The 24431-nt window shown below is 68.7% G+C and carries 22 protein-coding genes and 1 pseudogene; 14 read left to right on the forward strand and 9 right to left on the reverse strand.

Annotation, left to right across the window (positions count from 1 at the left end; all coding sequences use genetic code 11):
* The first annotated feature begins 107 nt into the window (after positions 1-107).
* The 5 genes from MDN94_RS20655 to MDN94_RS20675 are packed head-to-tail and all read left to right on the forward strand — an operon-like array spanning position 108 to position 4550.
* The gene (locus MDN94_RS20655) at positions 108-1337 is read left to right on the forward strand and encodes a sensor histidine kinase (protein ID WP_482727373.1); all 1230 of its coding nucleotides are present in this window, start codon (positions 108-110) and stop codon (positions 1335-1337) included.
* A complete protein-coding gene (locus MDN94_RS20660; RefSeq protein ID WP_482727374.1) occupies positions 1334-2005 on the forward strand; it encodes a response regulator transcription factor in 672 nt (223 codons plus the stop codon). The genes MDN94_RS20655 and MDN94_RS20660 overlap by 4 nt, the downstream gene beginning before the upstream one ends.
* 9 nt (positions 2006-2014) lie before the next feature.
* Positions 2015-3220, forward strand: coding sequence for a cytochrome P450 family protein (locus MDN94_RS20665; protein ID WP_482727375.1), 1206 nt, complete (start codon positions 2015-2017; stop codon positions 3218-3220).
* A 9-nt stretch (positions 3221-3229) separates the two neighbouring features.
* Positions 3230-4144, forward strand: a complete 915-nt coding sequence (locus tag MDN94_RS20670; RefSeq protein WP_482727376.1) for a hypothetical protein — start codon at positions 3230-3232, stop codon at positions 4142-4144.
* Positions 4131-4550, forward strand: a complete 420-nt coding sequence (locus tag MDN94_RS20675; protein WP_482727377.1) for a PaaI family thioesterase — start codon at positions 4131-4133, stop codon at positions 4548-4550. The genes MDN94_RS20670 and MDN94_RS20675 overlap by 14 nt, the downstream gene beginning before the upstream one ends.
* Before the next feature lie 30 nt (positions 4551-4580).
* Here the strand turns inward: MDN94_RS20675 and MDN94_RS20680 are convergent, their stop codons facing one another.
* Entirely contained in the window at positions 4581-5585 is a 1005-nt protein-coding gene (locus MDN94_RS20680) for a Gfo/Idh/MocA family protein (protein ID WP_482727378.1), read from the reverse strand.
* Between the two features lie 156 nt (positions 5586-5741).
* Here MDN94_RS20680 and MDN94_RS20685 point away from each other — a divergent pair, with 156 nt between their 5' ends.
* From MDN94_RS20685 to MDN94_RS20715, 7 genes are all read left to right on the forward strand, one after another.
* On the forward strand, positions 5742-6461 hold the full coding sequence (locus MDN94_RS20685; RefSeq protein ID WP_482728193.1) for a GntR family transcriptional regulator: 720 nt from the start codon (positions 5742-5744) through the stop codon (positions 6459-6461).
* 132 nt (positions 6462-6593) lie between these two features.
* On the forward strand, positions 6594-7589 hold the full coding sequence (locus tag MDN94_RS20690) for a sugar ABC transporter substrate-binding protein (RefSeq protein WP_482727379.1): 996 nt from the start codon (positions 6594-6596) through the stop codon (positions 7587-7589).
* Positions 7590-7740: 151 nt separating this feature from the next.
* Positions 7741-8754, forward strand: coding sequence for a sugar ABC transporter substrate-binding protein (locus tag MDN94_RS20695; protein WP_482727380.1), 1014 nt, complete (start codon positions 7741-7743; stop codon positions 8752-8754).
* On the forward strand, positions 8751-9812 hold the full coding sequence (locus MDN94_RS20700) for an ABC transporter permease (protein ID WP_482727381.1): 1062 nt from the start codon (positions 8751-8753) through the stop codon (positions 9810-9812). The genes MDN94_RS20695 and MDN94_RS20700 overlap by 4 nt, the downstream gene beginning before the upstream one ends.
* Positions 9813-10658 (forward strand): ATP-binding cassette domain-containing protein, encoded by an 846-nt coding sequence (locus tag MDN94_RS20705; RefSeq protein ID WP_482727382.1) that lies wholly within the window; start codon positions 9813-9815, stop codon positions 10656-10658.
* A gap of 83 nt (positions 10659-10741) precedes the next feature.
* Positions 10742-11908: an ROK family glucokinase gene (locus MDN94_RS20710; RefSeq protein WP_482727383.1), complete on the forward strand. Its 1167-nt coding sequence runs from the start codon at positions 10742-10744 to the stop codon at positions 11906-11908.
* Positions 11905-12486 (forward strand): hypothetical protein, encoded by a 582-nt coding sequence (locus MDN94_RS20715; protein WP_482727384.1) that lies wholly within the window; start codon positions 11905-11907, stop codon positions 12484-12486. Before MDN94_RS20710 ends, MDN94_RS20715 begins: the two co-directional genes overlap by 4 nt.
* A gap of 430 nt (positions 12487-12916) precedes the next feature.
* Here MDN94_RS20715 and MDN94_RS20720 read toward each other — a convergent pair whose 3' ends face one another.
* From MDN94_RS20720 to MDN94_RS20750, 7 genes are all read right to left on the reverse strand, one after another.
* A complete protein-coding gene (locus MDN94_RS20720) occupies positions 12917-13951 on the reverse strand; it encodes a hypothetical protein (RefSeq protein ID WP_482727385.1) in 1035 nt (344 codons plus the stop codon).
* 773 nt (positions 13952-14724) lie between these two features.
* Positions 14725-16182 (reverse strand): hypothetical protein, encoded by a 1458-nt coding sequence (locus tag MDN94_RS20725; protein WP_482727386.1) that lies wholly within the window; start codon positions 16180-16182, stop codon positions 14725-14727.
* A gap of 79 nt (positions 16183-16261) precedes the next feature.
* Positions 16262-16954 (reverse strand): peptidoglycan DD-metalloendopeptidase family protein, encoded by a 693-nt coding sequence (locus MDN94_RS20730; RefSeq protein WP_482727387.1) that lies wholly within the window; start codon positions 16952-16954, stop codon positions 16262-16264.
* Positions 16955-16964: 10 nt separating this feature from the next.
* Positions 16965-17639, reverse strand: coding sequence for a hypothetical protein (locus MDN94_RS20735; RefSeq protein ID WP_482727388.1), 675 nt, complete (start codon positions 17637-17639; stop codon positions 16965-16967).
* A gap of 141 nt (positions 17640-17780) precedes the next feature.
* Positions 17781-18464: an SH3 domain-containing protein gene (locus tag MDN94_RS20740; RefSeq protein ID WP_482727389.1), complete on the reverse strand. Its 684-nt coding sequence runs from the start codon at positions 18462-18464 to the stop codon at positions 17781-17783.
* 147 nt (positions 18465-18611) lie between these two features.
* A complete protein-coding gene (locus tag MDN94_RS20745; protein ID WP_482728194.1) occupies positions 18612-19361 on the reverse strand; it encodes an AfsR/SARP family transcriptional regulator in 750 nt (249 codons plus the stop codon).
* A gap of 108 nt (positions 19362-19469) precedes the next feature.
* Positions 19470-20579: a hypothetical protein gene (locus MDN94_RS20750; RefSeq protein WP_482727390.1), complete on the reverse strand. Its 1110-nt coding sequence runs from the start codon at positions 20577-20579 to the stop codon at positions 19470-19472.
* A 269-nt stretch (positions 20580-20848) separates the two neighbouring features.
* Here MDN94_RS20750 and MDN94_RS20755 point away from each other — a divergent pair, with 269 nt between their 5' ends.
* A complete protein-coding gene (locus MDN94_RS20755; RefSeq protein ID WP_482727391.1) occupies positions 20849-21634 on the forward strand; it encodes a peptidoglycan-binding protein in 786 nt (261 codons plus the stop codon).
* A 61-nt stretch (positions 21635-21695) separates the two neighbouring features.
* Here MDN94_RS20755 and MDN94_RS20760 read toward each other — a convergent pair.
* Positions 21696-22298: pseudogene (locus MDN94_RS20760) on the reverse strand (N-acetylmuramoyl-L-alanine amidase); the annotation flags it as partial.
* A gap of 583 nt (positions 22299-22881) precedes the next feature.
* Here MDN94_RS20760 and MDN94_RS20765 point away from each other — a divergent pair.
* Positions 22882-24378: an esterase/lipase family protein gene (locus tag MDN94_RS20765; protein ID WP_482728195.1), complete on the forward strand. Its 1497-nt coding sequence runs from the start codon at positions 22882-22884 to the stop codon at positions 24376-24378.
* Positions 24379-24431 lie beyond the last annotated feature (53 nt).

Genomic DNA, 24431 nt, shown 5'->3' on the forward strand with positions numbered 1-24431 from the left:
GCTTCGGCACCGACAACGGCCGACGAAAGTATCCGGTCCCACGACTTTGGTCGCTTCCGGCACCCGGAAGGGCACATCCGGGACACGGGCCTCGTAGCTTTGTCGACATGATCCGCGCCGAATACCCATGGCTGCTGCCCTCGGCCATGGCCGATCCACCCGACCCCGACCTGCCCGGCAACCAGGGCAGGGCGAGGCCCCGGCGCACCGTACACGACTGGGTCGTCGACACCTTCGTCTTCCTGGCCGCCGCCCTGATCGGCGCGCTGGCCGCCGACGCCAGTGCCCAGGCGGGGAACTCCGAAGCCGTGATTCTCGCCGATCAGATGCTGGGCGCCGCCTCCTGCTGCGCCCTGTGGGTCCGCCGGCGGGCGCCCGTATCCCTCGCCGCATCCATGGTCGCCGTCTCCGCGGTCGCCCCGGCGGCCGGGGGTGCGCTCATGCTCAGCCTGTTCAGCCTCGCCGTGCACCGCCCCTTCCGACCCGTCGCCGTCATCGGGGTGCTGGCGATGGTGTCCGGCGCGGTCCAGGCGCTCCTGCGGCCGGACCCGAGCGTCTCCTTCCTCGCGTCCACGGTCGCCGGGGTCGTGCTGGTGCTCCTGATGGTCGGCTGGGGGATGCTGGTGCGCGCCCGCCGCCAGTTGGTCATCGCCCTGCGTGAACGTGCCGGGCGGGCCGAGGCGGAGGCCGCCCTGCGCGCGGCGCAGGCACAGCGGCTGGCCCGTGAGGCCATCGCCCGCGAGATGCACGACGTTCTCGCGCACCGGCTCACGCTGCTGAGCGTGCACGCCGGAGCGCTCGAGTTCCGGCCCGACGCGCCGCCCGCGGAGGTCGGCAGGGCGGCCGGTGTGATCCGCGACAGCGCGCACGAGGCGCTCCAGGACCTGCGTCAGATCATCGGCGTGCTGCGTGCCCCCGGTGACAGCGGCGGCCCTGACCGGCCCCAGCCCACGCTCGCTACCCTCGGCGCACTGGTCGGCGAGTCCAGGGAGGCCGGTATGAGGGTCACGCTCGACAACGCCGTCGCCGACCCGGACGGCGTGCCCGCCGCCACCGGCCGCACCGCGTACCGCATCGCGCAGGAAGGACTGACCAACGCCCGCAAGCACGCCCCGGGCACCGACGTCACCCTCTCCCTGAGCGGGGGCCCGGGGGAGGGGATCATCGTGCAGATCGACAACGAGGCCCCGGCCGGCGAGGTCCCGAAGGTCCCCGGCTCCGGCCAGGGCCTGATCGGCCTGACCGAACGGGCCACCCTCGCGGGCGGACGGCTGGAACAGGGTGTGCGGGGCGACGGCGGATTCCGGGTACGGGCCTGGCTACCGTGGTCCGTATGACTATCCGGCTGATCATCGTGGATGACGACCCGCTCGTACGGGCAGGCCTCGCCCTCATGCTGGGCGGGGCCGGTGACATCGAGATCGTGGGGGAGGGGGCCGACGGCTCCGAGGTGGCGGAACTCGTCGACCGGCACGGGCCGGACGTCGTCCTGATGGACATCCGCATGCCGGTCATGGACGGCCTCGCTGCCACCGAGGGGCTACGCCGCCGGCAGGACGCGCCGGAGGTCGTGGTGCTGACCACCTTCCACGCCGACGAACAGGTGCTGCGGGCCATGCGGGCGGGCGCGGCGGGGTTCGTGCTGAAGGACACGCCGCCCGCGGAGATCGTCGCCGCCGTGCGCAGGGTCGCCGCCGGCGATCCCGTGCTGTCCCCGGCGGTCACCCGGCAGCTGATGACCCATGTGGCGGGCAGCGGCGCCGACTCCCGCAGGGCCGCGGCGCTGCGTCGCCTCGAACTGCTCGCCGGCCGTGAGCGGGAGGTGGCGCTCGCCGTCGGCCGCGGCAGTTCCAACGCGGAGATCGCGGCGGCGCTGTACATGAGCGTCGCCACCGTCAAGACGCACGTGTCCCGCATCCTGGCCAAACTGGACCTCAACAACCGTGTCCAGATCGCGCTGTTGGCGCACGACGCGGGCCTGCTCGACGACGAGGAACGCACGTAGGGTGAGCGGGTGACCATCGTTGATCTGGAACAGTACGGGCCCGACTTCACCGCGAACCCGTATCCGTACTACGCGCGACTGCGGGAATCGGGCCCCGTGCACCGCGTGCGCGGCGCCGACGGCGGGGAGTTCTGGCTGATCGTCGGCCACGAGGAGGGACGGGCGGCGCTCTCCGACGCGCGGCTGTCGAAATCGCCGGCCACCATAGGCGTGACCATGCTGGACGAGCAGGTCATCGGCCCCAACCTCCTCGTGCTCGACCCGCCCGACCACACGCGGCTGCGCAAGCTGGTCAGCCGCGAGTTCACCCCGCGTCGCGCGGAGGCGCTGCGGCCCCGCGTCCAGCGGATCACGGACGATCTCCTGGACGAGATGCTGCCGGCCGGTCGTGCCGATCTCGTCGACGCGCTCGCCTTCCCGCTGCCGATCGTCGTGATCTGCGAACTCCTGGGCATCCCCGCCGCCGACCGCGACGCCTTCCGCAAGTGGTCGAACGAGGTGGTCGCCCCTACCTCCCAGGAAGCGGGGGAGGACGCCGTCCGGCAGCTGGCGGTCTACCTCGACGAACTCATCGAGGACAAGCGCTGCGCCGCCCCGACGGACGATCTGCTCTCCGCCCTCGTCCGCGCCCTCCCCGGCCCCGCCGAAGCGGACGGTCCCGCGGCCGAGGACGACCGGCTCTCCACGGCCGAACTGCGCGCCCTCGCCTACCTCCTGCTCGTCGCCGGCCACGAGACGACCGTCAACCTGATCTCCAACGGTGTGCGCGCCCTGCTCACGCACCCCGACCAACTCACCGCCCTGCGCGCCGACTTCTCCCTCCTCGACGGCGCCGTCGAGGAGATGCTGCGCTACGACGGACCCGTGGAGACGGCTACCGTCCGCTTCAGTACCGCGCCCGTGCCCGTCGGCGACCAGGTCGTTCCGCAGGGCGCGATGGTGCTGATCGGCCTGGCGGCCGCCGACCGCGACCCGGCCCGGTACGCCGAGCCCGACCGCTTCGACATCCGCCGGGACGCCCGGGGCCATCTCGCCTTCGGGCACGGCATCCACTTCTGTCTCGGTGCGCCGCTGGCCCGTCTGGAGGCACGGATCGCCGTCCGCTCCCTCCTGGAACGCTGCCCCGACCTCGCCCTGGACTCCCCGGCGGCCACGTACGAATGGCTGCCGGGCCTCCTGATGCGTGGGGTCCGCCGGCTGCCGGTGCGCTGGTAGGGCCGGCGGGTGGCCGAGCGGGCACGTTATGTGGTGGTCAGGGACGGGGCCTGGCAGCAGTTCTACTTCCGCTGGGGCGGGCGGCGCCTGGCCGTCGACGCGGCGGAAGGGCCCGAGGAGTTCGGCCGTTTCATCGCCGGCCTGGAGCCCGTGGCGCCTCACGGCTGGATGGACGACATCTCGTGCGAGGCCGCGGCGGTCGTCGACCACGACCGACGTGTCCTGCTGCTGTTCACCTGGCACCTGGAGACGTACGAGGAGCGACGGACCCTGTTCACCGTCCTCGCCAGGACCTGGCCGGGCTGGGAGGTCCGCTGGGCGTACGACGGGCTGGAGGACGTCGTCGCCCACGTGGGCCTGGAGCGGGAGTCCGTGCGCTCGGAACTCGGCACCCGGCCCGGCGGCCCGCTGTTCGCCGCCTCCCCCGACGAGCCGGACTGCACGATCGCCGTCACGGTGATCTACCGGGACGGTCCGCAGGCGCACGCGGTCTTCGGCGAGAACGTGTCCGACGTGCTGGCACAGGGTCCCGGCGTCGTCCGCCACCTGCTGCCCGTCACCCGGGTGTCCAGGCTGCCGCGCATCCCCTACGGAGGGGTGCACATCGACGTACCCGCCCGTCGCGTCGCCGCCTGGACCCGCGGGAACTTCCACGGCGGGGCGGCGGCCGCCCGTCGGCTGCCCGGCTGGCCCGGCTGGGAGTGGACCTGCTGGTACGACGTCCACGAGCGGCAGCAGGCGGCGAGCACCGGGGCGCTCGCCTTCGCCGTGCGGGACCCGTCCGCCGGGGTCCGGGCCTGGATCGAACAGCTTGACGACCTGCGGCCGGCCGACGGCATGGAGGGCGAGGCCCGAGCCGCGCTCCGTGCCGTGCTCGACGCTCTCGACCCGACTTCCACGGAGTGCGCACATGACCGGACTTGATCTCGACACCGCGCGCAAGGCGCTCGACAGCCAGCCGTTCAGCAGGCTGCTCGGCGCGCGGATCACCGCCTTCGGCGACGGTGAGGCCGTGCTCGAGGTGGACGTCCGCGAGGACCTGCGCCAGCAGAACGGATATCTGCACGGCGGTGTCCTCGCGTACGCGGCCGACAACTCGATCACCTTCGCCGCCGGGACCACCCTCGGGCCGGCCGTGCTGACCGGCGGATTCTCCGTGCAGTACATGCGGCCCGCCATCGGACGCACGCTGGTCGCCCGTGCCGCCGTCGTGCACACCGGACGACGGCAGGCCGTCGTCCGCTGCGATCTGCTCACCGTCGGCGCGGACGGCGACGAGACCCTCTGCGCCGTCGCACAGGGCACCGTCCTGTCCGCGGGGACGACGTGACGTCCGAAGGCCGGTGACCGGCGCGCCGTGTCAGTTCGCCGGGATCTCCTCCAGCCGGACCGGCCGGTGCTCCCGGCGGGACAGTTCGCAGGCCTCCGCGATCCGCAGCGCCGTCAGTGCCTCCCGCCCGTCGCACGGGTTCTCCGCCTCGCCCGCCACCAGACGCACGAACGCGTCAAGCTCCGCCTCGTACGCCGGGGCGAAACGTTCGAGGAAGCCCGGCCACGGCTTGTCGACGGGCGGCAGGCCGTGCGGCTCCGTGGAGCTGATCGGCGTACGGTCGTCGAGGCCTACGGCGACCTGGTCGAGCTCGCCGGCCAGCTCCATCCGCACGTCGTAGCCGGCGCCGTTGCAGCGGGTGGCGGTCGCCGTGGCCAGCGTCCCGTCGTCGAGCGTGAGCAGCGCCGCCGCCGTGTCGATGTCGCCCACCTCCTTGAACATCGGATGGCCGGCGTCCGAGCCGGTCGCGTACACCTCGGTGACCTCATGGCCGGTCACCCACCGCAGGATGTCGAAGTCATGGACCAGGCAGTCCCGGTACAGGCCGCCCGACAGCGGCAGGTAGGCCGCGGGCGGCGGCGCGGGGTCGGAAGTGATGGCCCGTACGGTGTGCAGCCGGCCGAGGCGGCCGGAGCGCACCAGCTCGCGCGCCGCCGTATAGCCGGCGTCGAAGCGCCGCATGAAGCCCAGCTGGAGCGCGGTCCCTGCCTCCTCGACCGCCCGCAGCGCCCCGAGGGTGCCCGGCAGGTCCAGGGCGATCGGCTTCTCGCAGAACGCCGGGATGCCGGCGCGCGCGGCACGGGCGATCAGTTCGGCGTGCGCGGCGGTCGCGGAGGCGATCACCACCGCGTCCACGCCCCATGTGAAGACCTCGTTGCTGCTGGGAGCGGCGGTGGCGCCGCAGCGGTCCGCCACCTCCGCCGCCCGGACGGCGTCGGTGTCCGCCACGACCAGGGAACCCACCTCGCGGTGGCGGCTGAGCACCCCCGCGTGGAAGCTGCCGATACGTCCCGTCCCGATGAGTCCGATGCGCATGGCCCAAAGGTGGAGGTGAGGCCACCGCGCTGTCAAGACTTTGTCCTGACAATCGAACCTCACGACTTCCCGTCAACATGGCGTGCGACTACGCTCCCTCACGTGCCCAAGCAGCCCAGACACGAGACGGGACCGTCGCTGTCGCTCCAGCTGAGCGTGGACCGGACCAGCCCGGTCCCGCTCTATTTCCAGCTCTCGCAGCAGCTGGAATCAGCCATCGAGAGGGGGGCGCTCACCCCCGGAAGTCTGCTCGGCAACGAAATAGAGCTGGCGGGCCGGCTCGGGCTGTCCCGGCCCACCGTCCGCCAGGCCATCCAGTCCCTTGTCGACAAGGGGCTGCTGGTGCGCCGGCGAGGCGTGGGCACCCAGGTCGTGCACAGCCAGGTCAGGCGGCCGCTGGAGCTCAGCAGCCTCTACGACGACCTGGAGGCGGCCGGCCAGCGGCCCGCGACGGTCGTGCTCACCAACGAGATCGAGCCCGCGAGCGCCGAGGTCGCGGCTGCCCTCGCCGTCCCCGAGGGCAGCGACGTGCGGCTGATCGAGCGGCTGCGGTACGCCCACGGCGAGCCGATGGCCCGGCTGCGCAACCATCTGCCGGCCGGCCTGCTCGAGTGCGACACCGAACGGCTGGAGTCAACCGGCCTCTACCGGATGATGCGGGCCGCGGGCATCACCCTGCACAGCGCCCGCCAGTCGGTCGGCGCCCGCGCGGCGACGGAGCAGGAGGCCGAACTGCTCGGCGAGCCGGCCGGAACGCCGCTCCTGACGATGGAACGCGCGACCTTCGACGACACGGGCCGGCCGGTCGAGTTCGGCTCCCACGTCTACCGAGCCTCGCGCTACGCCTTCGAGTTCCAGCTCCTCGTACGGCCGTAGATCGCCCCGTCTCCGGCCGCAGGCGGACCTCTCGCGTAAGAATGTTCGGACAAAGTCTTGACGGGGTCGCGGAGCAGCCGTAGAAACTCACCCAGCCGCAACCGGGCGGCCGGGAGAGAAGGCGGACCCACCATGCGTAGCCCCCGCACGGCAGCAGCCCTGCTCGCCGCATGTGCCCTGGCCGTCGTCGCCGGATGCAGCAGTTCCGGTGGCAAGGACGCCGACGAGAAGCCGTCGGGGGGCGCGGGCGGCGAGGCCGCGAAGACCCCCCGTATGAAGATCGCCATGGTGACGCACTCAGGTCAGGGCGACACGTTCTGGGACATCGTCCAGAGCGGGGCCAAGGTCGCCGCCCGCAAGGACAACGTCGACTTCCTCTACGCGGCGAACCCGGAGGGCAAGGAGCAGGCCCAGCTGGTCCAGACGTACATCGACCAGAAGGTCGACGGGATCATCGTCACCCTCGCCAAGCCGGAAGCGATGAGAGACGTGGTGAAGAAGGCAGTGGCGGCGGGCATCTCCGTCGTCACGATCAACTCCGGAGCCGAGTTCTCCGACGGCCTCGGCGCGCTCAGTCACATCGGCCAGGACGAGTCGGTGGCCGGCGAGGCCGTCGGCGAGGAGCTCAACGCCCAGGGGAAGAAGAAGGCGCTCTGCGTCATCCACGAACAGGGCAACGTCTCCCTCGAGGCCCGCTGCGCCGGCGTGAAGAAGACCTTCGACGGCACGGTCGAGAACCTCAACGTCGAGGGCACCAACATGCCCGCCACCACCTCCTCCGTCGAGGCGAAACTCCAGAGCGCCGAGGACATCGACGCGGTCGTCACCCTCGGCGCGCCGTTCGCCGCCGCGTCGGTGAAGGCCAAGCAGGGCGCCGGGTCGGCGGCGGAGATCAGCACCTTCGACCTCAACGCGGAGGTCGTCGCCCGTCTCAAGGCCAAGGAGATCGCCTTCGCGGTCGATCAGCAGCCCTACCTCCAGGGCTATCTCGCGGTCGACGAACTGTGGCTCAACAAGGTCAACGGCAACGTGATCGGCGGCGGCAAGCCGATCCTCACCGGCCCCGCCCTGGTCACCGAGAAGGACGTCCCCGCGCTCGAGAAGCTCACGGCCGACGGCACGCGGTGAACGCGCTCGAAGTGGCCCCCGCAGCCGCCTGCCCGCCCCCGCTGCCGAACCCGCGACGAGCGATGACCGATACTTGGGCGGCCGGCCGGGTCCGTCCCGGGGCCGGCCGCAGCAGGCAGGACGGCGAGTACGGCAAGAAGGGCACCACGTCGTGGCAAGGGCAAGGACAGGGGTACGTGCGCTCGGCGCGGTGCTGGCGGCGGTACTCGGCATGTCCCTCGCGGGATGCAGCAGCACCGGCGGCAAGCGGGCGGAGGACGCCCGCAAGGCCCAGGCCGCGGCCGGGAAGGCCGCGGTGAACACGCCGCGCTGGACCTTCGCCATGGTCACCCACTCGGGCGACGGCGACACGTTCTGGGACATCGTCCAGAGCGGCGCCGAGCAGGCCGCCGCCAAGGACAACATCAACTTCCTCTACGCCCACAGCGACGAGGGACAGCAGCAGGCGCAGCTCGTCGACTCCTACATATCCAAGAAGGTCGACGCGCTGATCGTCACGCTCGCCAAGCCCGACGCGATGAAGGCCGTCGTCGCCAAGGCCCGCAAGGCCGGCATCCCCGTGATCACGGTGAACTCCGGATCCGAGCAGTCCAAGGCGTACGGCGCCCTCACCCACATCGGCCAGGACGAGACGATCGCCGGCGAGGCCGTCGGCGACGAGCTCGACGCGCGCGGAAAGAAGAAGGCCCTGTGCGTCCTGCACGAGCAGGGCAACGTGGGCCACGAGCAGCGCTGCGCGGGTGCGAAGAAGACCTTCGGCGGCGACATGCAGAACCTGTACGTCGACGGCACCAACATGCCTGACGTCCAGGCCTCCATCGAGGCGAAGCTCCAGGCCGACCGGTCCATCGACTCCGTCGTCACCCTCGGCGCGCCCTTCGCGGACGCCGCCGTAAAGGCCAGGAAGACCGCGGGGTCCAAGGCCGAGATCGACACCTTCGACCTCAACCCCAAGGTGGCGAAGGCACTTCAGGAGGGCACGCTCGGCTTCGCCGTCGACCAGCAGCCCTATCTCCAGGGCTACCAGGCAGTGGACCTGCTGTGGCTCCACAAGTACAACGCCGACGTCCTCGGCGGAGGGCGGCCCGTCCTGACCGGACCCCAGATCATCACCGAGAAGGACGCCGCCGAGCTCGAGGAATTCACGGAGCGGGGGACCCGATGAGCACGAGCGCACCACCGGCCACACCCGACAAGGCGCCGGACAGGACGGACGAGCGGCTGCTGCGAACGTCACCGCTGCGGAAGCTGATGGGCCGCCCCGAGCTGGGCTCGGTCGTCGGGGCCGTCGCCGTGTTCGTCTTCTTCTCCGTCGTCGCGGACGCCTTCCTCCGGACGTCCAGCCTCGCCACCGTCCTGTACGCGGCCTCGACCCTCGGCATCATGGCCGTGCCGGTCGCGCTGCTGATGATCGGCGGGGAGTTCGACCTCTCCGCGGGTGTGATGGTGACCAGCTCCGCGCTGATCTCCTCGATGTTCAGCTACCAGATGACCGCCAACGTCTGGGTCGGGGCCCTTGTCTCCCTGCTGGTCACCCTCGGGCTGGGCGCCTTCAACGGCCTGATGCTCACCCGTACGAAACTGCCCAGCTTCATCATCACGCTCGGCACGTTCCTGATGCTGACCGGCCTCAACCTCGGCCTCACCAAACTCATCAGCGGCACGGTCTCGACCAAGTCCATCGGCGACATGGAGGGCTTCCCGTCCGCCAAGAGCGTCTTCGGCGAGTTCACCGTGGGCGGCACGACGATCAAGGCGACCATCGTGTGGTGGGTCGTGCTGATCGCAGTGGCCACCTGGATCCTGCTCCGCACCCGCTTCGGCAACTGGATCTTCGCGGTCGGCGGCGGTGCCGACGCGGCCCGCGCCGTGGGCGTCCCGGTCAAGCGGACCAAGATCCTTTTGTACATGGGTGTGGCCTTCGCCGCCTGGGTCTCCGGCCAGCACCTGCTGTTCTCGTTCGACGTCGTGCAATCCGGGGAGGGTGTCGGAAACGAGCTGACGTACATCATCGCCGCGGTCATCGGCGGCTGTCTGATCACCGGCGGCTACGGCTCGGCGATCGGCTCGGCCGTCGGCGCACTGATCTTCGGCATGACCAGCAAGGGCATCGTCTACGCGGAGTGGAACCCGGACTGGTTCAAGTTCTTCCTCGGAGCGATGCTCCTCCTGGCCACCCTGCTCAACGCATGGGTACGCAAGCGTGCGGAGGCGACCACCTAAATGAGTGCCCTTGTCGAGCTCGACGACGTCAGCAAGAACTACGGCAACATCCGGGCCCTCGAAGGCGTCTCCCTCGAGTGCCATGCCGGTGAGATCACCTGTGTCCTCGGCGACAACGGCGCCGGCAAGTCGACCCTGATCAAGATCATCGCGGGACTGCACCGGCACGACGCCGGCACCCTGCGCATCGAGGGCGAGGAGACATCCCTCGCCGGCCCGCGCGAGGCGCTGGACCGGGGGATCGCCACCGTCTACCAGGACCTGGCGGTCGTCCCGCTGATGCCGGTCTGGCGCAACTTCTTCCTCGGCTCGGAGCCGACCCGCGGCAAGGGCCCCTTCAAACGCCTCGACGTGGAGACGATGCGGCGGACCACCCGGGCCGAGCTGCTGCGGATGGGTATCGACCTCCGCGACGTCGACCAGCCCATCGGGACGCTGTCCGGCGGTGAACGACAATGCGTGGCGATCGCCCGCGCCGTCTACTTCGGCGCCAAGGTGCTGGTGCTGGACGAGCCGACGGCCGCACTGGGTGTGAAGCAGTCCGGCGTGGTGCTGAAGTATGTGGCCGCGGCCCGCGACGCGGGTCTGGGCGTGGTGCTCATCACCCACAACCCGCACCATGCCTATCTGGTCGGCGACCGCTTCGTGCTCCTCAAGCGCGGTGTCATGTCCGGGAGCCACACCAAGGAGAGCGTCACACTCGACGAGCTCACCCGGCAGATGGCGGGCGGCAGCGAGCTGGAGGACCTCCGCCACGAGCTGGAGCGCGCCCCGGCGCCCACTCACCTCGGCGGCCACGCCGCCGGCACCGGAGAGCCCGCCGGCGAGGCGCGCCGGAAGGACTGAGACCGCGGGCCTACTAGCATCGGGAGGGCGGGCGCCGCCCGCCCCGGGACTCCGACCGGCCACCACGACCCCGCAGGGACGACTTGAGTACGTACCGCGACTTCGCGAACCGAGGCACCGCCCGCGCCACCGTCCTCAAGACGGTCGGCACGCGCGAGCGGCGCTCGCACCTCACCGCGCCCCGCGTACCCACGGTCGGCATCGACATCGGCGGCACCAAGGTGATGGCGGGCGTCGTCGACGCCGACGGACTCATCCTCGAGAAGATCCGCACCGAGACCCCCGACAAGTCCAAGAGCCCCAAGGTCGTCGAGGACACCATTTGTGAGCTGGTGCTCGACCTCTCCGACCGGCACGACGTGCACGCGGTGGGTATCGGAGCGGCCGGCTGGGTGGACGCGGACCGCTCCAAGGTGCTCTTCGCACCCCACCTCGCCTGGCGGAACGAGCCCCTGCGCGACGCCCTCTCCGCGCGTCTCGCCGTCCCCGTACTGGTCGACAACGACGCCAACACCGCAGCCTGGGCGGAGTGGCGCTTCGGCGCCGGACGTGGCGAGGACCACATCGTCATGATCACGCTCGGTACCGGCATCGGCGGCGCGATCCTCGAGGACGGCCAGGTCAAGCGGGGCAAGTTCGGTGTCGCCGGCGAGTTCGGCCATATGCAGGTCGTGCCCGGCGGCCACCGCTGCCCGTGCGGCAACCGCGGCTGCTGGGAGCAGTACAGCTCCGGCAACGCCCTGGTCCGTGAGGCCCGTGAGCTCGCCGCCGCCGACTCGCCGGTCGCCTACAGCATCATCGACCGGGTCGGCGGCAACGTCGGCGACATCACCGGGCCGCTCATCACCGAGCTGGCCCGCGAGGGCGACGCGATGTGCGTCGAGCTGTTCCAGGACATCGGGCAGTGGCTCGGGGTCGGCATCGCCAACCTCGCCGCCGCCCTCGACCCGTCGTGCTTCGTCATCGGCGGCGGCGTCAGCGCCGCCGACGATCTGCTGATCGGCCCCGCCAGAGACGCGTTCCGCCGTCATCTGACGGGTCGCGGCTACCGCCCGGAGGCCCGGATCGCCAAGGCCCAGCTCGGCCCCGAAGCGGGTATGGTCGGCGCGGCCGACCTCGCGCGGCTGGTGGCCCGACGCTTCCGTAGGGCCAACCGCCGCCGTGTGGAACGCCACGAGCGCTACGAGCGCTACGCCCAGGCCCTGCGCAACCCGAGCTCTGTACGCCCCACCCAGGAACCGCCGTCATGACAACGCTGACCACCCGCCAGCCCACGCCGCAGCCCACTCCGCCGACCCCCGAGGGCCGGCGCCACATGATCGTGCGCCGCTGGATCACCGCGATCGTCATCGTGCTGCTCATCGGCATCCCGGCCGGCTACCTGGTGATCTCCGCCGGGCAGAGCCGCGCAAGTGGCCGTGACAAGGAGGCGGAGTCCGCCGCCCAGGGCCTGCGCGACTTCTGGCCCTCCATCATGAAGCGCCGCATCTTCGAGGTGCCGGTCCCCGAAGGGGCCAAGCGTGTTTCCTACTTCGAGACCAGCAACTGGAAGACCAGCCGGCTCTACGTCCAGTTCCGCACCTCGGCCAAGGGCCTCGACACCTTCCTGAAGGGAGCGGGGACGAGCCGCGCGGCACTCGAGAACGGCAAGGTCACCATCAGCGAGCGGGACTCCGCCGTGGTCGGCTGGAACTTCGAACTGAAGGGCCGTGCCTGGGCGGGCACCGTCCACAACCAGAAGGACCCTCGGCCGAGCAAGGACATCGTGGTCGACCTGACGGAACCGGACCGCCCCTGGGTGTACGTGGTCTCCACGGCCAACCCGTAGGAGCCCGCTCGGCCGTCCGACGGCCGGTTCCCGGCGCGTGCCTGCGGCTCCTGGGTCGGGGCTGTGCAGGCTGAACATCGAGCAGGACGGGTCGTCCCGGCCGGCTTGGGACCAAGTGGTGTCGGCCGAACACGTCGCGCACGAGCAGCCGGTCCAGCTCGGGGCTTGGCGTCGGGCCGGTCGTAGTGGAATGCGCCTCCCGTCAGCTCGGTCTCCGCCGGTGCGCCGGTGACTGCGGCGCCCCGGCCGGCGGGGCGGGTTCGGCGCCGATCGCAGTACGTCCGAACCGGGAGCAACTCGATCCATTCGTCCAGCAGTAGACCGGTCACCTTGGCGCCGGGCGCGGCCTCTGCGGGGGACGCGCCCGACCAGGTGTGCAGTGGCCTGCGGGCGCCGCCCGGCGAGCGATACCGGCATCACGGGACAGCCCTCAGCCGTCCCCCTTCTTCTCGTGGGCCTTCTCGACCCAGGTTCCCGCCGCGATCCCTGCTTGGTCGAGGTGCCAAGCGGCCTGCAGGCAATGGAGCGCTGGAGTGCCGATGGCCCCGAACAGGTTGCGAGCCGGAACGAGTTCGGCGAGACGAGTGGTGAGCTTCCCCACGTTGAACGGCGCACCGTCGTGATCTCCGTTCCGCAGTCGCGCGAGGACATCGAGGGAGTCGTTCTCCCTTTCTTGTGCTTTCCAGAAGTCCTGAACCCCTTCGATTTCCCATTTCGAGGGAAGGAGGCTGTTCAGAGTCAATCCGAGAGCGCGATCGGAGGCGATGGAGAAGATGGCGTTGGTGCACACTTCGGCAGCCTGGCCGAGCGGTACGTCCGGCACGCCTTGAGCGGAAGCGGCCGCTTCCTTCCGCTTCCTCATCTCGGCGGTCTGCTGACGGAAGACCTCCTGAGCTTTCGCCCCGTCCTCCCGCGACCCCCCGGGATCACCGAGCTTGGGCAGCGACGAGGCGGCCTGAGCCGTGGCCTTCGCGAGCTCGAGCCGTTGAGCCGGAGGGGTCTTCGGATCGCTGGCCACTTCCGCAGCCCCGGCCACCTCCCCCTTCGGCCCCGCCAGCTGATTCCATTCCGGGGCGGAACTCGCTGATCGGCCGGACCGACCGGGGCCTTCCCGAGCCAGTGCGGCGGTCAGGGGGTCAAGGATCAGGATCAGCTCCCTCCGGAGTTCGGGGGGCGTCCCGGGGTCACCGATCATGTTCAGAGCCGAAGTCCCCCGCTCCACCGTCGAGATGGTGCTTGCCCGCCGTTCGGGCGGCATCCGCGGGTCGTAGCTGCCCTCCAGCGCGGAGGCCACCTGCCGCACGATCACGGTCAGCTGCTCCCGCAACTCGGAGGGCGTCTCAGAGTTGCTGATCAACGCCAGCGTGGAGGTCACCTGCTGTGCGATATCGGCGACCTCTTCGCGCTCCTGTGGTGGCGTCTTCGGGTCCTGAACCGCCTTGAGCGTGGCAGTCAGTTGCTCCACGGCGGGCGCGAGTTCCGCAGGGGCGTTCTCCCCAGCCTCTTTCAGGCCCGCCGTTGCCGTTTCGATCTCCTTGTTCTGCTGGGCCAGTTCTCCTGAGACCGACCGGTCCGATTCCCCTGTTCCTGGTGACCCGTCAGGCCCTGGCGTCTCTCCCGGCGTGGCGGTCTCTCCTGGTGGGGCGGTCTTGTCCGGAGGGGGCGTGTCCCCCGGCGGGGGAGGGTCGTCCGGCTTCGGCGGTGGCTCTGTTGGGGTTCCCGGAGGAGGCGTCTCCTGCAGGGGGGGAGGGTCGTCCGGCACCGGGGGAGGAGGCGTTGTCTGAACGGGTGCTGCCGCCGTGCTCCCGCCGCCGACGTGAGGCGCTGCCGCAGCACTCGCCATTCCGGCCGGCAGTGCGAGCGAGGCGGCCATGGCGGATGCTCCGACCATGCGATAAAGGTTGCGCCGGGCGACTATGGCCATGATTCGTTCCAGATGCGCTTCTCGGTTGGGTCGGCCTGTCCGTTCGGGGACCGGCCCCTCGGGAGCAAGGACGGCTCCCTCAGGGCGTCTGGAGCTCAGCAACGCATTAGCGATCCGATTTCTACTCTTGACCCGTACGGCACATCCTGCAACGCGGCCGCTGCAAACCGGATCGATCCGATGCTCCTCACGGCACGCAGTAGTTGTCGGTGTGCCGGGACTGTTTGAAGCGGCAAGTGTGTGAGTGGTGAAACGTGTCGTGATCAATCGGTTCGGCGGAGTCCGGTCCGGTCGCGCTTCCCGCAACGGAGAGGCTAAGTGCCGTTCGTTTTCAATACCTGCGCGAAGGGGATCGCGGCCGTGGCTTCGGTCAGTGCGACACCGTATCTTTCCCTTTCTCGCTGATCCTCTTCCTCTACCTCCTTGTTGAAGTGAAGGACTTCTCTGGGGTTGTATGACAAAATGTAGGACTGGGTTTCGGCGCTTGATCCGGTCCACCCGTAGTAGGAGACCACGTATCGAGGCTGTCGAGTCACATTGATCATGTTGTTGTTGTGGAGGACCCTGCCGCGGTTGATGACGTGGTCATAACATTCAATCGGAGGGCAGTAGAATTGTCTGTCCTTCCGGCGCCAGGAATAATGCGGGACTGTGAATTCATCATCGATCCTGCCGCGATCCTTCCGCATGATGGTCATGGTCAAGTCGGCCTCGATCACGTCGTACGTCGCCGACCTGGGCAGTTGAACAACCCGTTCCCTGACATGTTGTTCACCGGGCTCGAGCCAGTTGCCGGGGCCGTAGAAGCGTGCGGCACTGATCGTCTCCCGGGTGGGAGACTTCACGTAGCGCCCTACTCTCGATCCGTCCGTCTTGGCGTCCATCATCCTTCTCCATTCCAAGAGCCCCCTCCCGTCACTTGCGTACTTCACAGAGACCCCATAGATCCCGTAATTGTCGCTCGTGATGTAAGCAGGAACCTTTCCGGAATTGCGCGCCCGGAAGGTTACGGGGAGATGGATGATCGGCCGCCTCGCATCCGGATGTGGCGTCCCGAATTTAACTTCAAGGTCGAACAGGACTGGAGCCGACGTCGGTTGATAGAGTGCGGAATACGCCAGGTTGATGGTGGCCAGAAGCGTCGTCGCTGTCACTCCGGCCGCGAATTGCTTGGGGTAGGGAATGCCTTTCCATGCCCTTTCCCTGAGAAGCAACTGGAGTGCCCAAAGGGACCAGCCCGTGAGCGGAAGGTACGTCAGCACATAGGGCGTATATTCTCTCTCCTCGAGCCACATGAACAGCAGCAGGCCGTTGGTGACCAGTGCGATGAACGCGCCGAGCAGGATCACTGCTCCGGAAAATCTCAGCCGACGCCTTCCCCAGTAATCGAGCACCGCCAGTGCCGCCACCCCCTGCACCGCCCCCCCGAAGGCGAAGAGGAACCCGGTGACACGCCCCGCGAAAGTCAGGGCCCCGATGGCGTCAGGCATGCCCACGATGATGAGCAGGACCATGGAGCCCAGTAGACCGGCCATCATGAGCGCGATGACGGAGCGCCTCCGCCATGTGCGGGCGGGCCACGTCCCGCTGTCTCCGCCGAGCCAGACTGTGCGTGACCGGTCCTCACCATCCACGTCCTCATGACCGAGGCGACGGAGGAGCTTTCGTAACCCCTGCAGTGACCAGGCGCTGCCCACCGTCTTGCCGCCCATGGTGACCTCGCGCAGGCCACGGCCGTCCGGTGGCTGCACCACCACCTTGGGTTTGTTCATGGGGCCACGATCGGATTCGGCCCGGGTGGGTGCAAACCATGTTGGACCGTCCAGCGCAGCACGAGGCTGCGGCCCGGGATCAGTAGCGGGGCTTGGCGACTTTGCCGTAGGCCCATTCACGGCCCTTCGACATTTCGAAGTGGAGGTGCGGCCCCGTGGAGTTTCCTGTGTTTCCCACCTTCCCGATCTGCTGGCCCGCGGCGACCTTCTGGCCGGACTTCACCTGCCGCTGTGAGAGGTGGCAGTAGGTGTAGACGTGACCGTTGTCCCCACGCAGTCCGATCCATTGGCCGTACGCGCCCCCCGCGCTGTTGGACCAGGCGATGGTGCCGCTGCGTACGGCGACCACCGGGGTGCCCGACCGAGCGGCGAAGTCCTGGCCGGTGTGCCGGCCGATGCCGTCCGGCTTCCATGCGTACGGGCCGGGTGAGAAGAATTCGAAGGTGACCTTGTGGCCGGGCACAGGGGACTTCACGTGTCCCTTGCTCGGGGCGCCCGCGCGGCCGGCGGCGGGTCGTGCGCCTTTGCAGTCGACGGCGAAGCCCGCGTGACGGCCCAGTGTGGTGAGCGACTTGCAGCCGGGCACGCCGTCGGCGTCGGCTCCCTTGAAGCCCTGGGCGGTCTGTTCGGCTCGGTAGGCGGCCTTGGTCTGTTCGCCGAAGAGCCCGGTGGCTCCGTCAGGGATCTTGCGTCCCCGGGCGATCAGGGCCTTCTGCACTATGCGGACGTCCGCGTTCTTCTTGCCGAACTGGACGTTGGAGAGTGCGACCATGGCGGTCTCCTTAGTATCCGCGGGCAGGCCGGTTCGGGTCCGCCTGCTGAACACGGGCGGCGAAGTTCGAGCCCGACTGGTTCACGTGATAGCGGTCGCGCACGTAGTTGATCGTCGCGCACATGTCCGCGACCACGTCGTAGGGCGTGGTCGCCGTGCCCGACTGGTGGTAAGTGGCGAATGTCGCGGGGATGCACTGCGTGGCGCCGCGGGAGCAGTTCTGCGGGTGGCCGTCCGGCGCGAGTCGGCCGCGCGCGTTGGCGTCCACCAGGTTCACCCTGAACCTCGGGTGGTTGTGGACGGACTCGCGCCGGGTGATGGTGGTCAGCGCCGGGACGCCGAACCGCGGTTCCATTCGCGTCAGTTCGCAAGCCTTCTTGGCGTAGCGCCGCATGGCAGCCTCCCCGGCGTCGTCGTCAGGGTCGTCGTAGGTCACCTGGCTGAGGCTGATCCGGCCGTTGCCGGCGGCGGGCCGGGCGCCTGTGCAGTCGACGGTGAAGCCGGCGTGACGGCCCAGTGTGGTGAGGGACGTGCACCCGGGTATGCCGTCGGCGTCGGCTCCCTTGAAGCCCTGGGCGATCTGTTCGGCTCGGTAGGCGGCCTTGGTCTGTTCGCCGAAGAACCCGGTGGCTGCGTCAGGGATCCTGTGACCCCTGGCGATCAGGGCCTTCTGTACGATCCGCACGTCCTCGTTCCTCAGGCCCAAGCGCACTCTGGACAGGGCGACCATGACGTCTCCCCTCCTCTCGTTCCAGGGGGCCGCACGGTGAGCCGGTGCGGACTTGTCGTGAAGAACGGGCCGTCGGGGCACGGTCCGCCGCCCGGCTCAGCATTCACCGATGTCCGGGAGCCATGCGGCCGGGTGATCGATGAAGATGTTGGAGAGGTAGCCGCCGAGCGCCGGGATGAAGGACCAGGCGTTGTTGGCGTGCCCTGAGGCGTTGACCGTGTCGCCCCGCGTCTGGCACTGCACCGTCACACGAGTCGGTCCGGACAGCACATTGACTACGGGGGCCCCGAGCCGGGGCTCCGCCCTTACGTTGACGCCGGTGCCCCAGGTGACGAAGTTGCCTTCCCCGCCGCCACCGTCGACCGGCGCCTCTCCCAGGATGGGCGCGCTCCAGTCGTGGCCTTCGTCGCAGCGCGGATCCGCCACCACCGAGAGATGGAAGTGCTTGTCGTGCGGGTTGGCACCGTCGTACGGCTCCCACTGCCAGCTCCGATTGGTGGCGATCCGGCTGTTGGCGATGACGTACTTGATCCTCGGGTCGCGGGTGCCGAGCAGTTGGTCGGCCACCTGCTGGATGTCGAGACCGTGAGCGGGATCATGGGTGAAGTCGCGGGCGGTGACGATGCCGGGCCCGTACCAGGGGTTGTGGTCACTGGCACTGCCGCGCACCCAGTGGGCCTCGTCTCCTATGCCGCCGTCGGAGGCGATGCTGCGTCCGGGGAAGCGGGCGTCGAGCTGCCGCCGAAGGGTTTCCAGGCTGTTCGCGACGCGCCACGACATGGTGGCCTCCTAGTGGATATCGGCCCCGGCGTCCGTCGTCCACCACGTACGGAAGGACGACCGATGCCGGCGCGCCTTTGCGACCAAGGCTACGGACGTGCCGTCAGCTCAGCGTCAACTGCCCTCGTCCGGCCGGTACACCACGGCTCACGGGCGGTCACGAAGGGCGCGGCCCCGCCGGTGCACAGGAAGCATCCGGGTGAACCGGGGGGACGGCTCCACACCCAGTTCCTCGTTCAACAACTGGCGGAATGCCTGGTAGTGGTGGACCGCTTCGCTGAGGTTGCCCTCTGCGAGGTGCACCGACACGACGACCCGATGGCCGCTTTCCCGCAGTGGTTCGGCGCGCACACTCGCCCACGCCGCTTCCAGCGCCAGGGCCGGCTTTCCTTGCCTGACGAGCGTCTCGGCCAGCGCGTCGAGCGCGTGCAACCGCAATTGACGCAGGCGTTCACGTTCCAGCAGCACCCAGTCCTCGTCCCAGCCGGGCAGGAGATCCTCTCCTCCCAGCAGCCCGAGCGACAGGTGACCGGGGAGCCGGGCACCGTGGCCCTGTACGACGCCGAGTGCCGTCTCGGTGAAGGTGTGGACGTCCACCTGCATCGTTTCCGTGCCCACGAGCCAGTCACCGCAGCACTGGACCAAGGGGCGATCGCCGCGCGGCAACTTCCACAGAGTCGTACGCAGACTGCCCCGGGCATGCTCTTCGGTGACCTCGGGCCACAAAATGCCGGCGAGTACCGTGCGCGACACCCGTCCCCGCAGTCCTACGAAGGCCAGCAGGCGCTGGGCGTTCCGGCACAGTTCCACGGGCTCGGCACCGAATTCCAGTCGGAACTGGCCGAGCAGCCACAACCGAGGGGAAGGGGATACCAGTTTGATCGCCTCGCTCAACAGTTCCTTGTGACCGCCACCCTGCTCCCAAGGAAGCCTGTCATCTTCAGTTTCCGGCTGTCGGGCGAGCGGTGCAAGTAGCGAAGCCCTACCAGCCCGGTTCCGCTGCACCTATCTATTGGCCGGTCCTTGGGCTCGTGCGCGCTTTTCCTCCTTCTCCTTTTCGGCATCCCCGACATTACTTCCGGGCGCCTTGACGTTGTCGATCAGATGCTGGCCCTGCCGGTCGACTGCGCGCGTGACGGACTCTTGCAGGACTCCGAAGGCGAAGGCCCACGCACACACCTGGGTCGACGTGTCGAGGTTGGTCAGACCGGGAAGGAATTCGCCACTCATCAGGAGTATCCCCGCCACTGCCGTCAGCGCCCCGACGGGGAGCCGGAGGATAATCAGCCCTGTTGCCACGTGGTAGGGCCCAGAAGTACCTCTGACTCCCTTCAGGGACACAGCCCCCGCTACGGCTGCCGCGAACAGTCCGATGAATTCGAGAAAGAAGATACTCGCCGCCTTCGGTGTCTCTCCCAAGGGGCAGACCTTGTTTGCGCTTCCCCCGCCAGGCGTCCCCTCCGTGTTCGTGAAGCACACTCGCTCGGTAACGTCCGGGGCGAAGATCCCCCAAACGCCCAGGGCCACGGCTATCAGCCAGAGAGCTCCGGCGGCCATGACGACTATCTGGGTGAAGCTCCGGACTCGTGCTCTTTCAGCTTCTTCCGCCTGGTAGGCGGCGTGCAGTGTGAGGGCCGCCAATTCCCTGTCGTTCGAGCCCAGTGATTTCGGTGCTCGGCTGAAGCCGAATATTTTTCGTTCGGGGCTGTGCAACGCGGCGCTGAGCTGCTGCAGAAGTACGTCGTCATGCATGAGGTGCAGCTTGGCGTGCGAGAGGGCATACAGGCCTTTGTCGTGCAGCTCGGCTTCCGGGGCAATCCTGAGGAGAGCCACTTCTGCTTCGTGCACATTCGCGAGAGCCCTGTCCGCCGATGCGCCCAGAAGACGCTGCCACCAGGAGCAGTCCCGCAGTGTATTCCGGGCGGCAGCAAGGTGGGCATTCGCTGTTGCCACGGTCCTGGCATCCTCGGCGGACACCTTCCCCCCGGACTTCCGTCGTTCTTCGAACTTGTTCAGCTGCCCTTGGAGATGTGCCACGTGAGCATTTGCACGCTGATACCAGGAGGATCCCTTGACCGTAACGTCGGGGTCTGTACCGCCGCTGCCACCCGTCATGGGTCCGTCCTCCTCGGCAGATACCTCAACTTCAGTGAACTCCTAAGGGGTTTGGTGAGCAACTCATGTAGCGGACCGTGCGGTGCGGCGGAATCAGGCGCCGAGTTGCAGGCGGACCGGAACGGACAGACGCTGAGAGCCGATTTCCCGACTCCGCGTACAGAGAGGCAGGCGCCGCCATGCACCAGGTCGTTCGCGACCATTGGATCGCATTCAACAATCCCCTCGAAGGTCGAGTCCCTTTCATGTACCTCGATCAGAAGGGATGGGTGAGCACCGGGATCGGCAACAAGATCGATCAGACCGCCGCGGCCAACTCTCCTCCGAATCAGGCAGAGCGGTCCGCCTCCCTGGCTCTCGCCAACGAGTTGCGATGGCTGGACAGCAGCGGTTCCCCGGCGTCGGCGGACCTCGTCGCCGCCGACTGGGACAAGGTGAAGGCTCATCTCGAACTCGCTCCGCAGGGACACCGGGCCTTCAAGCCCCCGTTCACCTCGCTGCATCTGGAGGACGACGAGATCGACCGCCATGTGTTTGCCAAGCTGGATCAGATGGAGTCGTTCCTCACCCAGCGCCCCGAGTTCGCCGACTTCGCCTCTTGGCCGGCCAACGCACAACTCGCGACCATGAGCATGTGCTGGGCGCTGGGACCGGCGTTCAGATTCCCCAAACTCCAGGGCCACGTATCGGTGCGGAACTGGAGCGGTGCGGCCGACGAATGCCATTTCACCCCGGACGAAGGAACCATCAAGATCCGGAACAAACTCGACCGGGCGCACTTCCTGCTGGCCCGGACCGTCGAGGAGCAGGGCCTTCCTGCCGATCGACTGGCACTCGACCTGTCCGACGTGTTCGGCGTGCAGGGTGCTCTGCTCGCCCTCGGATACGACCCGGGGCCCCAGGACGGCGCGGACGGGCCCCGCACTCAGGGCGCGGTCCACAAGTTCCAGGGCGACACCGGACTTGTCCAGAACGGATCCTCCGACGACCCGGCCACCCTCGCTGCGCTGAGTTCCCGGCTCTCGGAGTCGGGCTTCACCGCGCTGGGGGTCTGACCGGCCGATTCCGCGGGCGCTTCGGCCCGACGTCCGGGTACCGCCCCCGAGTTCACCGGGTGCCGGCTGCCGCGACGCCCAGGCGGTCCGCGATACGCCGGCGCACTTCCGCCATCTCGATCCCCCGCGGATCAACCTTGCCCGGCTGCCATTCCAGATGGCCGATCACACTGCGCTCGCTCCAGCCGAACGCCCGGCAAATGGCGGCGGCCGCCTTCTCGATCGCCTCCACCTGCGCCTGCGGCCACGGGTCCTGGCCGTCACCGAGGTTCACACACTCGAAGCCGTAGAAGTGAGCGTTCCCGTCGGCCTCGGCCTGGTTGTCCGGAGGCGGCGCGACCTCGTCGATCACCGCCTGCAGGACGTCGGGATCGCCCTTCCCCGCGTGGTTGGCGCGGCCGTTGCCGACCATGTGTACGGTGCCGTCCTTCGCGATGACTCCGTGGCACAGCGGCCCGGGCAGCGAGGAGTGCCCGTTGTAGCACAGCTCCACGCTGGTCCTGGTGCCGGAGGTGACCGTGTGGTGGATCATCACTCCGTGCAGCGGGCCCCAGGGGCCTTTGTGGTTGCGGTTGTGGGTTCGCCATGACCGGTGTTCGACAACGGTGAGTCCTTCGGCGCGCAGCGCGGCAAGCAACCGGTCCGGTGAGAGTGGGGTGGCCATGATTCTCCTCGCGAGAATTCGAACCGGCCCCTGCTTCGAGTCCGAGGAGCCGGGAGGTCCCGACGTACAGGGCGGCCGACGGATGGCCGGCGGCCGCGGCATTCCGAACGGCGCGACCGGCCACCTTCGGCAGGGTGACGAACTTCGAGGTGTCGTCAGACATCTGAAGTCGTGCAGACCAGCTCGATTCCCACTGTAGACCGGGGCCCGGACGACCAACAGCCTCCATTCGCTCTCCAATCGGTCCGGCTCGTTGAATGCGAAGCCATTGATGGGCGGTTCGTTGAATGCGCACCGATAATCGCGGCGTTCCATCCGCACAACTCCGGTAGTAGACCCGCTTGATCGCGCCTAAACTGAAGGCGATATCGCCGTCCCGGCGCGGGAAGCGGCGAGGGACCGGACCCCGACGGGCGGGGTACCTTCCGTGACTTCGTCCACGGCTCGTCCACTGGACACAGGTCACGCCGGCCGCCCGCACAGGGGGTGGCGCACCGCAGCACCCTCATCGACCGGTCGACGGCGAGGAGCGAGACGGGCGGTGTCCGGGAAGCAGATGCCGCCCGGGGACAGCGAGGTTCCCATGCCCGACACGACCAGGCTCCCGATCGTGTACGTCCGGGGATTCGCCGGCGACACAGAAGGGATAGACAAAACCGTCAAGGACCCGTTCTACGGTTTCAACGAGGGCTCGACCCATGTCCGTGTCGGCGCGGGAAACGTGCCCAGCTTCCACCAGTTCGAAAGCCCGCTGCTGCGGCTCATCCTCGACGAGGATTACAGGATTCTGGTGGAGGGCGGCCAGGACGCCTATCTGGAAACCCATGAAAGCATTCCCTCCAATTCGATCTGGATTCTGCGTTTCTACGACGTCTCCGCCACCACGTGGGGCGCGGAGCCGAAGAAGTTCCGGATCGAGGATGCCGCCGCGGACCTTCTGACGTTGATCGACAAGCTTCGCGAGAAGTCGGGGGCGACACACGTCCACCTGGTCGCCCACTCCATGGGCGGGCTCATCTGCCGCTGCCTCCTGCAGAAGATGCTCCCCGACGCCGGCCGTGACCCGGCCGACTGCGTGGCCAAGGTCTTCACGTACGGATCGCCGCACGGAGGCATCACCTTCGACGCCGGGTTCGGCCTCTTCGAGAGGGTGCGTGACGCGACAGGCCTCAACGGTGCCGAGGTGTTCGGGCCGGAGCGCATGTACGAGTACCTGACCCCGACATCGGACCACGATCCGCAAGGACGCCCACCGGACTGGCGCGCCCGGGACATGCCCGAGCGCGACGGTACGCACCCGGAAGCATTTCCTCGCTCTCGCATCTTCTGCCTGGTCGGCACCAGTCCGAAGGACTATGACGTCGCCTTCGGCCTCTCCGCCGCCGTCGTCGGCGCGCACAGCGACGGGTTGGTGCAGATCGAGAACGCCTATGTGCCCGGCGCACACAGGGCGTTCGTGCACCGCAGCCACAGCGGCCGCTACGGCCTCGTGAACTCGGAGGAGGGTTACCAGAACCTACGGCGGTTCCTCTTCGGTGACCGCAAGGTCGAGGCCACGCTCGTCGACTGCCGGCTTCCGTCGGTCGAAGGAACCACCTGGCAGGCCGAGGTCCGGCTGTCCGTACGGGGGCTGCCGATCGTCATGCACGAGCAGACGGCCGAGCACTGGTGCCCGGTTCAACTGCCTTCGTCGGGCGCCCTGGCGGACGTTCCGCTGACCACCGTGTTCCTGTGCAGCGGCCTGCGGCCGCACGGCAGCGACACGACCATGCGCTACGCGCTCCAGCTGCGCATCCTGTCGCTCCGTGAGAGGCGCGGGTTGCTGAGCTTCGGCGACCACCTCGAGCGTACCGCCGACTTCGACGACACCCTCGTGGTCGACATCGGTGAGGGCACCTGGGCCGCATGGAACTCACTCATCCCCGGCACCATCAGGAGCCATGAACCCAGCGGCGCTTCACTCCAGGACGAGGACACGAGCGCGGGGACATGGGTGGCGAACATTCCACTGCCGGCCTCCGCGCAGCCGATCCTCGGCGAGCAGGCTCGCATCCGGCTGACCGTCACGCCCTGGACCTGACGGCGTCGGCCGGACGGCGGGCTCGGGCGCCCGGCCCGAAGACCTCCTTCGTC

This window comes from Streptomyces sp. WAC00040 (assembly GCF_056835925.1).

What these genes read in the sequence shown, in the direction of transcription:
- MDN94_RS20655 (WP_482727373.1), top strand. Translation starts at nt 108, where the DNA reads ATGATCCGCGCCGAATACCCATGGCTGCTGCCCTCGGCCATGGCCGAT.
- MDN94_RS20660 (WP_482727374.1), top strand. Translation starts at nt 1,334, where the DNA reads ATGACTATCCGGCTGATCATCGTGGATGACGACCCGCTCGTACGGGCA.
- MDN94_RS20675 (WP_482727377.1), top strand. Translation starts at nt 4,131, where the DNA reads ATGACCGGACTTGATCTCGACACCGCGCGCAAGGCGCTCGACAGCCAG.
- MDN94_RS20680 (WP_482727378.1), bottom strand. Translation starts at nt 5,585, where the DNA reads ATGCGCATCGGACTCATCGGGACGGGACGTATCGGCAGCTTCCACGCG.
- MDN94_RS20690 (WP_482727379.1), top strand. Translation starts at nt 6,594, where the DNA reads ATGCGTAGCCCCCGCACGGCAGCAGCCCTGCTCGCCGCATGTGCCCTG.
- MDN94_RS20700 (WP_482727381.1), top strand. Translation starts at nt 8,751, where the DNA reads ATGAGCACGAGCGCACCACCGGCCACACCCGACAAGGCGCCGGACAGG.
- MDN94_RS20705 (WP_482727382.1), top strand. Translation starts at nt 9,813, where the DNA reads ATGAGTGCCCTTGTCGAGCTCGACGACGTCAGCAAGAACTACGGCAAC.
- MDN94_RS20715 (WP_482727384.1), top strand. Translation starts at nt 11,905, where the DNA reads ATGACAACGCTGACCACCCGCCAGCCCACGCCGCAGCCCACTCCGCCG.
- MDN94_RS20725 (WP_482727386.1), bottom strand. Translation starts at nt 16,182, where the DNA reads ATGAACAAACCCAAGGTGGTGGTGCAGCCACCGGACGGCCGTGGCCTG.
- MDN94_RS20730 (WP_482727387.1), bottom strand. Translation starts at nt 16,954, where the DNA reads ATGGTCGCACTCTCCAACGTCCAGTTCGGCAAGAAGAACGCGGACGTC.
- MDN94_RS20740 (WP_482727389.1), bottom strand. Translation starts at nt 18,464, where the DNA reads ATGTCGTGGCGCGTCGCGAACAGCCTGGAAACCCTTCGGCGGCAGCTC.
- MDN94_RS20750 (WP_482727390.1), bottom strand. Translation starts at nt 20,579, where the DNA reads ATGACGGGTGGCAGCGGCGGTACAGACCCCGACGTTACGGTCAAGGGA.
- MDN94_RS20765 (WP_482728195.1), top strand. Translation starts at nt 22,882, where the DNA reads ATGCCCGACACGACCAGGCTCCCGATCGTGTACGTCCGGGGATTCGCC.